This is a genomic window from Stenotrophomonas nitritireducens (genome assembly GCF_001700965.1).
Classification (GTDB): domain Bacteria; phylum Pseudomonadota; class Gammaproteobacteria; order Xanthomonadales; family Xanthomonadaceae; genus Stenotrophomonas; species Stenotrophomonas nitritireducens_A.
Genome location: NZ_CP016756.1, coordinates 2,564,944 through 2,577,194 on the forward strand (window position 1 = coordinate 2,564,944; position 12,251 = coordinate 2,577,194).

Annotated in this window: 10 protein-coding genes; 7 read left to right on the forward strand and 3 right to left on the reverse strand. The window is 65.3% G+C overall.

All coding sequences use genetic code 11. The annotated features are described in order from the left end of the window. Nucleotides 1–8 precede the first annotated feature (8 nt). From BCV67_RS10735 to BCV67_RS10765, 7 genes are all read left to right on the forward strand, one after another. A complete protein-coding gene (locus BCV67_RS10735; protein ID WP_062170509.1) occupies nt 9–2,441 on the forward strand; it encodes a TonB-dependent receptor in 2,433 nt (810 codons plus the stop codon). A 159-nt stretch (nt 2,442–2,600) separates the two neighbouring features. Then, a complete protein-coding gene (locus BCV67_RS10740; RefSeq protein WP_082746648.1) occupies nt 2,601–4,001 on the forward strand; it encodes a flavin monoamine oxidase family protein in 1,401 nt (466 codons plus the stop codon). Nucleotides 4,002–4,056: 55 nt separating this feature from the next. Continuing rightward, nucleotides 4,057–5,229 (forward strand): acyl-CoA dehydrogenase family protein, encoded by a 1,173-nt coding sequence (locus BCV67_RS10745; RefSeq protein WP_057626965.1) that lies wholly within the window; start codon nt 4,057–4,059, stop codon nt 5,227–5,229. A gap of 24 nt (nt 5,230–5,253) precedes the next feature. Then, nucleotides 5,254–6,237 (forward strand): NADP-dependent oxidoreductase, encoded by a 984-nt coding sequence (locus BCV67_RS10750; protein WP_062170505.1) that lies wholly within the window; start codon nt 5,254–5,256, stop codon nt 6,235–6,237. 9 nt (nt 6,238–6,246) lie between these two features. Then, nucleotides 6,247–7,827 (forward strand): alpha/beta hydrolase, encoded by a 1,581-nt coding sequence (locus tag BCV67_RS10755; RefSeq protein ID WP_062170503.1) that lies wholly within the window; start codon nt 6,247–6,249, stop codon nt 7,825–7,827. Nucleotides 7,828–7,840: 13 nt separating this feature from the next. After that, a complete protein-coding gene (locus BCV67_RS10760; protein ID WP_062170501.1) occupies nt 7,841–9,397 on the forward strand; it encodes an FAD-binding oxidoreductase in 1,557 nt (518 codons plus the stop codon). A gap of 388 nt (nt 9,398–9,785) precedes the next feature. Then, nucleotides 9,786–10,646, forward strand: a complete 861-nt coding sequence (locus BCV67_RS10765) for a PA4780 family RIO1-like protein kinase (RefSeq protein WP_062170499.1) — start codon at nt 9,786–9,788, stop codon at nt 10,644–10,646. A gap of 252 nt (nt 10,647–10,898) precedes the next feature. On the opposite strand, the gene BCV67_RS10770 is transcribed toward BCV67_RS10765, so the two are convergent. The 3 genes from BCV67_RS10770 to BCV67_RS10780 form a co-directional block, all read right to left on the reverse strand. After that, entirely contained in the window at nt 10,899–11,336 is a 438-nt protein-coding gene (locus tag BCV67_RS10770; protein WP_197430036.1) for a hypothetical protein, read from the reverse strand. Nucleotides 11,337–11,413: 77 nt separating this feature from the next. Continuing rightward, nucleotides 11,414–11,839 (reverse strand): hypothetical protein, encoded by a 426-nt coding sequence (locus BCV67_RS10775; RefSeq protein ID WP_156455895.1) that lies wholly within the window; start codon nt 11,837–11,839, stop codon nt 11,414–11,416. A gap of 205 nt (nt 11,840–12,044) precedes the next feature. After that, nucleotides 12,045–12,251 carry a hypothetical protein gene (locus BCV67_RS10780; RefSeq protein ID WP_062170493.1) on the reverse strand — a complete coding sequence of 69 codons (207 nt, stop codon included), beginning with the start codon at nt 12,249–12,251 and terminating at the stop codon, nt 12,045–12,047.

Consider the following 12,251-nt stretch of genomic DNA (forward strand, 5'->3'; position numbering starts at 1 on the left):
GGAAACAAATGAAAATCATCAAGCCAGACCTGCTGTGCTCCTCGATCGCCTTTGCACTGATGTTGTGCGCAGGCAACGCCGCGGCCCAGGCCGCCGACGAATCGGCTGCACCGCCGGCCGCCAACAGCGATGCCGTACAGAGCCTTGACCAGATCACGGTAACCGCGCGCGGTGTGTCCGAACCGCTGCAGCAGATGCCGCTGCCGATCACCGCCATGTCCGCGCAGACCATCGAGAAGAAGGGCCTGGTCGACGTGCGCGACATCGCCAATCTGTCGCCGAGCTTCTCGTTCAAGTCCGGCTACGGCCGCGGCTTCGACCGCCCGGTGATCCGCGGCATGTCCAACATCCAGGGCGAGTCCAACGCCTCGTTCTTCATCGACGGCATCTATGTCGAAGGTGATATCTCCAGCTACGGCCTGGAGAACATCCAGCGTGTGGAAGTGATCCGTGGCCCGCAGTCGGCGGCGTTCGGTCGCCGCACCTTCTCCGGTGCGGTCAACTTCATCACCAAGCGCCCGGGCAGCGCACCGGGCGGCAAGGTCACCCTGGGCGCCGGCAACTACGGCCAGGAGAAAATGGGCCTGTTCTATTCGGGCGCGAATGAAGACGGCTCGTTCGGTTACGACCTGAGCCTGAACAAGCGCGGCAACGATGGCGTGTTCTACAACAGCGCCTCGGGCAGCAAAGACCTCAACGGCACCGAAACCATCAGCGGCATGGCTGCCATCGCGTGGTCGCCGACCGATGCGCTGGATATCACCGCACGCGTGATGCAGCAGAAGAGCCGCGACCAGCACTTCGCCGTTGCGCGCCTGGGCAGCGACAACCTCAACTGCTACCTGCCTGAGTACAGCGGTGTTTCGGCCGGTGGTGTGCCGATCCTCGAGTCGCGCCGCCGCGGCTACTACTGTGGTGAGCTGAAGGCACCGGCGGGATACGCGTTGAACACCAAGGAGTTCGAGAGCGCCGGCTACTTCCCGGGGCGCAAAACCGACCTGCTGCGTACCAGCGTGGTGGTGGACTATCTGTTCGCCAATGGCTGGAACCTGACCTCGACCTCGGCCTACAACAAGAGCGATACCTATTCGGCCAGCGACCAGGACTACAGCGCCATTCGCGGCTACGGCGGTGGCTTTGAAAGCTTCGCCGACACCGGCGTCAAGAACTGGTCGCAGGACATCCGCCTGACCACCGACCAGAGTCTGGCCGTGTCGGGCATGCTTGGTGCGTATTACTACAAGCAGCAGGCGCTGCCCGGCTGGGGTGGCGACCTGACCGGCTACACCATCGGTGGCAACAAGGTGGTCACCTCGGTGCCCACAGACCCTGATGACCAGACCGTCAACAAGGCGCTCTACGGCCTGATCAACTGGCGCATCAACGACCAATGGACCACCTCGCTGGAAGGCCGCTATGCGCGCGACGAAATCAGCAAGGGCGGCACCGACATCCGTGTGTTGGCCGGCAGCACCTATCGCCAGCCTTATGCATTGGCCAAGACCTTCAGCAGCTTCACCCCGCGCTGGACCTTGAGCTATCAGGCGCAGGAAAACGTCAATCTGTATGGCCTGGTGTCCAAGGGCAACAAGCCGGGCGGCTTCAACACCGACGTCTACCGTGCGGACTTCCTCGAAACCGAGCGTGACGCGCTGATCGCGCGTGGCTTGAACACGTACAAGGAAGAAGAGGCTTGGAACTACGAGCTGGGCATGAAGAGCGATTGGCTGGACGGCACCCTGCGCGTCAACGCCAACATCTACCAGATCGACTGGACCAACCAGCAGCTGACCGAAACCGGCCCGGTGATCCGCAAGAACGGCTCGCTGTTCTCGACCAGCTACACCACCAACGTCGGCGAATCGCGCATCCGTGGCTTCGAGCTGGAAAGCCAGTGGGCGTTCGCGCAGGGCTGGCTGGCCAGCCTGGCGTATTCGTACACCGATGCCGAGATCCTGAAGTTCATCAGCCAGGACCAGGCCGATCTGTTCTCCAGCAACAGCGCACCGACGCTGGCTGACCCGGCCGCCGACGCTGCCGGTGCCACGCTGCCGCGTGTACCCAAGCACAAGGCGACGCTGGGTCTGATGTATGACGGCGCGCTGTCCAATGGTTGGGAATACACCGCCAACATGGATGTGAACTACGAAGGCAAGCGCTATATCCAGGTCGACAACCTGGCCTATATCGGCGCTTCCACCCGTACCAACTTCCGCTTCAGCATTCGCCCGACCGAGCAGCTGCAGGTCTCGGCCTATGTCAACAACGCGTTCAACGACCGCACCCTGGAAGACGCACAGCGCACGATCAATCCGGACGCTTACGTCGCCGTGCCGGCAGTGCCGCCGTTGACCGGCCTGGCCGTGACCAACCTGCGCGACTTCGGTCTTACCCCGTCGTTGCCGCGCATGTACGGCGTGGAAGTCAGCTACAAGTTCTAAGTGGTAAACGCGGGTTGGGAGGGCGCGCTGCGTCCTCCCAGCCCTCGGTTGGTTGGCTTTACCGGTGCACCACCCGCTCGTCATTCCCGCGCTCGCGGAGATGAGGGCATTTCAAGCAAGAGCAACACCGCAACCTCCGTACCTCCGCAGGCAGCCCCAATGCAACGACGCGATTTCATCAAGGGAGTTTCAGGCATGGCCGCACTGTCGTTGCTGCCGGGCATGCTGCACGCCAAAGTGCCGAGCAGCGATGTCATCGTGGTCGGTGCCGGCCTGGCCGGTTTGGCTGCCGCGCATGCGCTGGAAGCCGGTGGTGCACGTGTCACCGTGCTGGAAGCCAATCCGTGTGTTGGCGGCCGCCTGCAGACCGTGGTGCGCAATGGCATTCGTTTTGAAATCGGCGGTGTGGAAGTGGGCACCGGCTATACGCGCGTGCATGCCCACGCCAAGCGTGTTGGTGTCGGCATCGAGCCGCCGTCGGCGGCACTGCCAAACGCTGCCGGTCTGGGCTTGGCCATCGGCGATGTCCTGGTGCCGGCCACGCAATGGGGCCAAAGCCCCCTCAATACACTGCAGGGCCGCGAACACGCTCTGCTGCCGCCGATGCTGCTGGCCACCGCGATCGGTGAGCTGGGCCTGCCGGCGCTGGACAGCTGGCGCGACCCCAACAATCTCTCGCTGGATATCCCGCTGGCGCAGCTGATCGCCAGCAAGGGCTGGTCGCCGCAGGCGCTGCAATGGATGGATATCGGCAATAGTTTTTCCTCGTTGCAGACCATCAGCGCGCTCGATGCCCTGCGCCGCGATGCGTTGCGCCGGTTTGGTTCGAAGGGCACCGGCTGGGTGCAGGGCGGCAGCCAGGCGCTGCCGGAGGCCATGGCCGCCTCGTTGGCGCAGCCGCCGGTACTCGATGCCCAGGTCACCCGCGTGGAGTCGGTGCGTGGCACGCTGGAAGTGCGCTGCGCCGATGGCCGCCGTTTCCGTGCCGCGCACCTGGTGCTGGCCCTGCCCAGCGGGCCGCTCAGCCGCATCGCCATCGATCCGGCACCGCCGGTGGCGCAGCAGGAAGTGTGGTCGGCACGCAGCTCCAATGCGGTGACCACCGTGCACCTGCATCCCACCTGCAAATTCTGGGAAGACGATGGCCTGCCGCTGTCACTGTGGGGCGATGGCCCGTTGCAGCGCGTGTTTGCCGTGCCGGGCGCTGATGGCCAGATCAACCTCCTGATCGTCTGGCTCAATGGCGCCATGGCCCGGCAGGCCGACACGCTCGACCGCGAGGCGCGCTTTGCCTGGGCCATCAACGCCATGGAGCGCCTGCGCCCGGCGTCCAAGGGCGCGTTGGTGCCGCTGGAGACCCGCAGCTGGGGCAGCGATCCGCTGGCCGATGGCGCGTTCTCCGAAATCGCCCCGGGCCGCTTCGCCGAAACCCTGCGCTGGGCCAATACCCCGTTCGGCAACATCCACTTTGCCGGCGAACAGACTGAACTGCAGGTTCCGGGCATGGAAGCGGCCGTCAGCTCGGGCGAACGTGCAGCTGCAGCAATTCTTTCGGCCTGATTGAACTACCTTATCCCCTACCTTCCGGGCGCGGATGCGCCTTCCAGAGACAGTAATGAGCCTGAAGACACTGAACCCCTACGATTTGTTCGACGTGCGTTCGCTGCTGAGCGAGGAAGAACGCGCTGTACAGGATTCCGTCGCCCGTTTCACCGATGAGCGCGTGTTGCCGATCATCGGCGACTGCTTCGACCAGGGCCGCTTCCCCACCGAGCTGATTGGTGAAATCGCCGACATGGGCCTGCTTGGCAGCTCGCTGCCGGAACAGTACGGCGGCGCCGGCTTGAACAGCGTCAGCTACGGCCTGATCTGCCAGGAACTGGAGCGCGGTGATTCCGGCATTCGCAGCTTCGTCTCGGTGCAGAGCTCGCTGTGCATGTACCCCATCTACGCCTATGGTTCGGAAGAGCAGCGCATGCGTTGGCTGCCGGACATGTCGCGCGGCAAGGTGATCGGCTGCTTCGGCCTGACCGAGGCACACGGCGGCTCCGACCCGGCCAGCATGAAGACCCGTGCCGTGAAGGACGGCGGTGACTGGGTGATCAACGGTTCCAAGATGTGGATCACCAATGGCTCGGTGGCCGATATCGCCATCGTCTGGGCTAATACCGACGAAGGCGTGCAGGGCTTCGTCATCGAGAAGGGCACCCCGGGCTTCACCGCCCAGGAAATCAAGCACAAGATGAGCCTGCGCGCCTCGGTGACCGGCGCGCTGTTCTTCGACAACGTGCGCGTGCCCGATGCCAACCGCCTGCCCAACGTGAAGGGCCTGAAGGGTCCGCTCGGCTGCCTCACCCAGGCCCGTTACGGCATCACCTGGGGCCCGCTGGGCGCGGCCATCGCCTGCCTGGACGAAGTGCTGGCTTACACCAAGGAGCGCATCCTGTTCGGCCGCCCGGTTGCCGCCACCCAGAGCGCGCAGATCAAGATGGCCGACATGGCCCGCCGCATCACCGCCGGCCAGTTGCTGGTACTGCAGCTGGGCCGTCTGAAGGACGCCGGCCAGATGCAGCCGCAGCAGGTGTCGCTGGCCAAGTGGAACAACTGCCGTCTGGCGATCGATATCGCCCGCGAATGCCGCGACCTGCTCGGCGGTGCCGGCATCACCACCGAACACGGTGCGATCCGCCATGCGCTGAACCTGGAGTCGGTGATCACGTATGAAGGCACCGAGACCGTGCACCAGCTGGTGATCGGTCGCGAGCTGACCGGCATCAACGCGTTCTGATCGATGGACGGCTTGCACACGACAATGCAGGCCGTCTGCCTGCGGCAGGTTCCCCACGGCATGCCGCAGGTGCAGGACTTTGAACTGCGCCAGCTGCCGCTACCGCTCATCGGTGACGGCCAGCTGCGGGTGCAGGTGCAATGGTTGTCGCTGGACCCCTTCCTGCGTGCACAGCTCGGCGGCCGTTACGCGGTGCCATGCCCGCCGTTGGGCAGCATCGTGCCGGGCTACGGCATCGGCACGGTGGTCGAAGACCGCAGTGGCCGCTTCCAGCCAGGTGACGTGGTTACCGGCATGACCGGCTGGGCCGAGTTCGCGGCAATGGATGCAAACGCCACCTCACTGGTTGATGCGGCGCTGGCGCCAGTCAGCACCGCCGTCGGTGTGCTCGGTGTTCCGGGTCTCACCGCCTGGGCCGGTGTGCGCCGGATTCTGCAGCCCAAGGCCGGCCAGACCATCCTGGTGTCCACCGCCGCCGGTGCCGTTGGCAGCGTGGTGGGCCAGCTGTGCAAGGCCGCCGGTTGTCGCGTGGTCGGCATTGCCGGCAGCGCGCAGAAGTGCGCCATCGTCACAGACGAATTCGGCTTCGATGCCTGCGTCAGTTACCGCGATGCGGATTTCGCAGCATCGTTGCGCGCGGCCTGCCCGGGCGGCATTGATGGTTATTTCGACAACGTCGGCGGCGCCGTGCTGGAAGCGGCGCTGTCACTGCTGCGCCTGCATGCACGGGTAGTGCTGTGCGGGCTCAGCGATCAATACAACCGCGCCGAACGCCCGGCCGGCCCCAACCTGGGCCCGGTGATTGGTGCGCGCGCACGGCTTGAAGGCCTGGTGGTTTACGACCATCTGGGCGACTTCGCGCAATGCCGCAGCGAACTGGCGCAGATGATCGCCGCCGGCACGCTGCGCTACCGCGAACACATCCACGACGGGCTGGCCACTGCGCCGGCTGGTTTCATTGGCCTGCTCAATGGCGACAACCTGGGCAAGGCGCTGGTACGGCTCTAAGGAATACGCATGACCCAGATCCAACGGCGCTTCCTGTCCGTCAACGGGCGGCAGGTGCATTACCGCATTGCCGGCAGTGGCCCGGCGCTGGTGCTGATCCACCAGTCACCGCAGAACTCGCGGATGTGGGCGGCGATGATGCAGCGCTATGCCGACCGCTACACCCTGATTGCGCCGGACACGCCGGGCTTCGGTTATTCCGATGCCTTGCCCGGCAACCCGATGTCGATTGCCGATTTCGGTGCCGCCACGCTGCAGTTCATCGATGCACTCGGCCTGCCGCGCTTCGCCGTATTCGGCATGCATACCGGCGGCCTGATCGCGACCTGGTTGGCCTGGGCCGAGCCGGCGCGGGTTGCCGCGCTGGTGGTCGATGGCTATGCCGCCTTCACCCCGGAAGAAAGCGCGCTGTACGGCGATGCCTATCTGCCGCCGTTCGTGCCGCAGTGGGACGGCTCGCACCTGCGTTGGCTGTGGTCGCGCATGCGCGAGCAGAAGTATTACTTCCCCTGGTACGACGGCCGCGCCGAAGCGGCGATGGCGATTGCACCGCAGACCACCGACAGCAGCCGCGAGACGGTGATGGACGTACTCGACGTGGGCGATACCTACCGCGCCGGCTATGCCGCCGCGTTCCGCCACAACGATCACTTCTGGGTGCAGCAGCTGCAGATGCCGTCCTGGCTGGTGTACCGCCATGGCGATCCGCTGTTGGCGCATATGCCGCGCCTGCGCGACCTGCCGGCCAACGTGACGGTGCTTGAAGAGCCCAACGGTATTCCCGCCATGCACGACAGCATGGACGGCTGGTTGGCGCAGAGTCTGGCGAACGAGCCGGCCTTTGTCGAAGCTCCCACCTCTCCCGCCGCATCGAACAACTGGCAGCGCCGCATCATCGCCACCGCTGCCGGCGACATGGCGGTGTGGGAGCGCGCAGGGCAGGGGGCATTGCGCCTGTGCCTGCACGCGCCGGGCACGCGACCGTTGTCGCCACAGCAGATCGATGCCGGTGACAGCGCGTGGTTGCTGCCGGACCTGCCCGGCCATGGCGCCTCCTGCGAAAGCGACAGCCCGCTGGACGCCGCGACGCTGGTCGCCGCACTGTGTGATGTCATTCCCACAGACAAGGCCTTGCCGCTGGTGATCGAAGCGCATGGCGCGGCCGCTGGCTACGTGCCCGCATTGGTGGATGCGCTGGGCACGCGCGTTGCCGAGGTGGTGCTGCATTCGCCCTGGCTGCTCACCGCCGAGGAACAGGCACTGCTGCTGCAGAGCCTGCCGACCACGGTCATTGACCGCGCTGGCGGCTACCTCTGCGATGCATGGCAATGGGAGCGCGAGCGTCACCTGCTGTGGCCATGGCTGCCGCCGAGCGCTGCTGCACGCCGTCGCGTCAATGCACCTGCACCGGCCTTGGTGCACGCCAACGTGGTCGAGCTGCTGCGCCTGGGCGCGCGTCTGCATCCCTTGTTGCGCGATGTCACCACGCCCGATCTGAGCGCACGTCTGCGCGCCCTGCCAGTGCCGCTGCGCGTGCTGACCGACGCCGAATCCGATTACCAGGGGCGCGCCGCCGCCCTGTCTGCCTGAGCTGAAGGACCCCATGAGCAACGACACCGCACACGCCGTCATCGACCGCCTGCAATCCAACTGGGGCGGCAGCATCGTCACCGATGCGAGCGAGCTTGAGTACTTCTCCACCGATGTCTATTCGCAGGGCAAGCCGCTGCTGGCGGTGCTGCGGCCGAATGATGCGCAGCAGTTGGCCGATGCGGTCAAGCAGCTGACCGAAGCCGGCGTGGCGATGATCGCCCGTGGCGGCGGCATGAGCTATACCGGCGGCTATACCGCCGCGCAGAGCCCGGCGGTGCTGGTTGATACCGGCGCGCTGGACAAGATCGTCGAGATCAATCTGGAAGACGCCTACGTCGTGGTCGAGGCCGGCGTTACCTGGCGCGCCCTGAAAGAAGCACTGGATGCCAAGGGCGTGCGCACGCCGTACTTCGGGCCGATGTCCGGTTCGCACGCTACCGTCGGCGGCGGCATGTCGCAGGGCGCGATCTTCCATGGCAGTGCCCGCTATGGCTGCTCGGCCGACGTGGTGCTCGGCCTGCAGGTGGTCACCGCCAATGGCGACATTCTCACCACCGGCTCGGCGGCTGCGGCCAATACCTCGCCTTTTTTCCGTTGGTACGGCCCGGACCTGACCGGCTTGTTCCTTGGCGATTGCGGCCTGCTCGGCATCAAGACCCGCATCGTGCTCAAGCTGATTCCCAGGCACGCGCATATCGACTACCTGTCCTGGCAGTTCCCCACCGCTGAAGGCCTGTTTGCCGCGCTGGGCGTGTTGGCGCGCAATGGCCTGGCCAGTGAAACAGCGGCCTTCGACCCGGCGCTGACGCGTGTGCGCATGCGCCGCGCCGGCCTTTCCAGCGACGTCAAGGCGCTGACCAATGTGATCAAGAAGGGCGGCCTGATCTCCGGCCTGAAGCTGGCGGTGAAGGGCCGCGACATCGTCGATCAGGAGCAGTTCTCGCTGCACATCACCCTGGAAGGTGACAGCGCCACCGAAGTGGCCGACCGCGTCGCCCGCGCGCGCAAGCTGGTGGGCGAGTTCGGTGAAAGCGTGGAGCCGTCCATCCCCAAGATGATGGCGGCCAATCCCTTCGCCGCATGGAACTCGATGCTGGGCCCGCAGGGCGAGCGCTGGGCGCCGGTGCACGCGCTGGTGCCGCACTCCAGGGCTACCAGCATGTTCAAGGCGCTGCAGGAACTGTTCGCGCGCGAGCAGGAAACAATGGACAGGCACGGCATCTTCATTGGCACGCTGCTGTCCAGCGTGGGTGCACAGACAGTGGTGATCGAGCCGTGCATCTACTGGCCGGACAGCCACAATGCCTTCCACCAGCGCACCGTCGATGCCGACCATCGCGAGCGCATCGGCTGCCAGGGTGAACACCTGGAAGCGCGCGCCGCGGCCGATGTCCTCAAGCGACAGATCGCCGACACCATGCGCGCGCACGGTGCGGCCAACCTGCAGCTGGGCAAGTTCTACGACTACCGCGCCGGCCGCGACCCAGCCGGCCTGGCCCTGCTTGATGCGATCAAGGCTCAGCTTGACCCCAAGGGGCTGATGAACCCGGGTGTGCTCAGCCGCTGAGGCTGGCAAAGCACCCCCTCTCCCACCCCCGCGTTCGCGGGGGCACGCTCTCCCGCAAGGGGAGAGGGGTTTGGATCCTGCAGGTTGAGGCACCACTCAAAGCCGCAGCCGAGCCGCTTTAGCCCCTCTCCCCTCGCGGGAGAGGGGTTGGGGAGAGGGGGGGGGCAGGCGAAGCCTGCCGGACCCCCGGCAATAACCCCAACCCAACGGCCAGGCCCAACGCCTGGCCGTTCGCATATAGGTCACCGCAACTGTCCAGCCTGAACCCTGTTTTGCTTCCATGGCTGGCTCGTTTACGTACCATCGGCAACAATATGCCCGCCTGATCCCACCCGGACGGCCCACGTTCGATGCAGATCGGACCGCCACCCGCATCCACCGAGACATTGTGAAAACACCCCAACAACTGCAGGTACTGATAGACGACGGCGTCATCGACGAGGTTCTGCGTCCGCTGAAAAGCGGCAAGGAAGCGGCGGTTTACGTCGTCCGCAGCGGCGGTGAAGTCCGCTGTGCCAAGGTCTACAAGGACATGGCACAGCGCAGCTTCCAGCAGCGCGTGCAGTACCAGGAAGGCCGCAAGGTGCGCGGCAGCCGTGAGGCCCGCGCCATTGGCAAGGCCAGCAACTACGGCCGCAAACAGCAGGAAGCGGCCTGGAAGAACACCGAGGTGGACGCGCTGTACCAGCTGCGCGACGCCGGCGTGCGCGTCCCCGAGCCCTTCGGCTATTTCCATGGCGTGCTGGTGATGGAGCTGGTGACCGACGCCGACGGCTTCAGCGCCGCGCGCCTGGGCGAGGTGGAACTGAGTGCCGAGCAGGCGCGGGAGTTCCATGCCGTGCTGGTGCAGCAGGTCAAGCTGATGCTGTGCTGCGGCCTGATCCACGGCGATCTGTCGCCGTACAACGTACTGGTCGGGCCGGATGGCCCGGTGGTGATCGATTTCCCGCAGGTGGTCAGTGCCGGTGGCAACAATGCCGCGCGCACCATGCTGCTGCGTGACGTCAACAACCTCACCGCCAACCTCGGCCGCAGCGCGCCCGAGCTGCTGGACACCTGGTACGGCGAAGAGATGTGGGAGTTGTTCGAAGCCGGCGACCTGCTGCCCGATACCGTATTGACCGGCCAGTTCACCCCGGACGAACGCGCCGTGGACCTGGACAGCGTGCGCCACGCCATCAACGACGCCCGCGAAGAAGCGCTGATCCGTCAGCAAGGCCGCGAAGCCGCCGCCGAAGAAGACTACTGAGCGTAGTGCCGAGCCATGCTCGGCAGAGGCTTTTCAAGCCACCCCTCCCCAACCCGTCCGGCCCGAAGGCACAGCCTTCGGTCGTTCATCAGGCCACGCGCCAGTGGCGCGCAAGCAGGCCTTCTTCACCCCCTTTGCTGCGCAAAAGGGAGGGAGCAGATTTGTAGTGCCGAGCCATGCTCGGCAGGGGCTTTCCAAGCTACCCCTCCCCAACCTCCCCTTTGCTGCGCAAAAGGGAGGGGCGTGCAGCTCTCACTCCTCCCCAAGCGACGATTCCTCACGCGGATCCGCCAGCAGGAACGAATCATCACCCGCCGCGGAAGTAAGCCGCGCGGTACCACCGTTGCGTAGCTCCCACTGCCAGGTGTCATAGCGCGTGGTCAGCGTTCCACGCGCATAACAGGGCCCGTGCAGGAAAAAATCATGTTCCTGGCGCGGGGTGATCAGCACCGCATTGCGCAGGAAGGCACGCAGCTGCAGCGGGCCGGGTTTGAATTCCTGGCACAGCGGCGCATCGCGCGCGCTGTCGACGCCGCTGCCAGTCACCACGATGTCGGACACTGCGCCCAGCGGGCCGGGGTGCGTTGCGCATGCGCCCAGCAGCAAGATCGCCAGCGGCAGCAGGCAGCGGCCGGCCAAACGGGAAGCGCGTGCTGCTGGGGTGAAGATGCAACGTATTCCATTCGTCACTGCGATCTGCTCCTTGGGTCATCAATGCAGGCGGGCCGAGTGCAGGTACCCGCAGCACGGTTCGGCGATCTTGTCGGTCAGGGCTGCGCTTCGGCCTGCAACTGGTAGTGCCCGGGCGCACCCAGAGCCACGTTGAACCTGCGCGGCGCCAGCGAATAGGCATGAACCAGGTTGAGCTGCAGCGCGGCCTCACTCAACACCACGGTTTGGCCGCGATCGGGGCAGGACCAGAAGCTGTCCGATGCTTCGACCAGTGGCACCCGGGCGACTGTGCGCAGTGGCTGGCCCGCCGCGCTGGCGGTCAGCCATTCAATCCAGACCCTGCAGGAAACATGCTCGAAGCCCACGTTCTCCAGCCGCACCCGGTAAACGCCTTGCTGCTCTTCAGACTGCCAGTGACCGGCAGTGACGATGGCCACGGTGGCAGCTTCGTCAGGTGCATCGGCTGCGACAACGGGCGTGGCAGCAAACAGCAGGCACAGCAGCATGGCGTGACGTTTCATGTCGGATATCGTCCTGGGTGGAAGCAGGTGCCATCACGCTGCGATGTACCTGTGCAGGTACCGATCATATCGAAACATGTTTTCAATCGCCGCAGTCCAGGCCTCACCTGTAGTGCCGAGCCGTGCTCGGCAAGCAGCCCACGCGAACCGTCAGCAGCGCTGCAGCAGCATGAAGCATGAATCCGCCAATGCGTCGGGCCAGAGACTACAACCGGCTGATCATCTTCAAGCGCACCTGCGCGGCAACAACATCATGTCGTTGAGCAGCCATCGCACACAGATGATCCAGCAAAGCCTGCGGTTGCAGCAGCAGCGGATCGGCATCTTCCAGTTGCACGGCCAGGTGCCACCACCAGAAAGGATGGCCATCCACATAGATTTCGTAGCCGGCGATGTAGCGATGCGCGTCCAT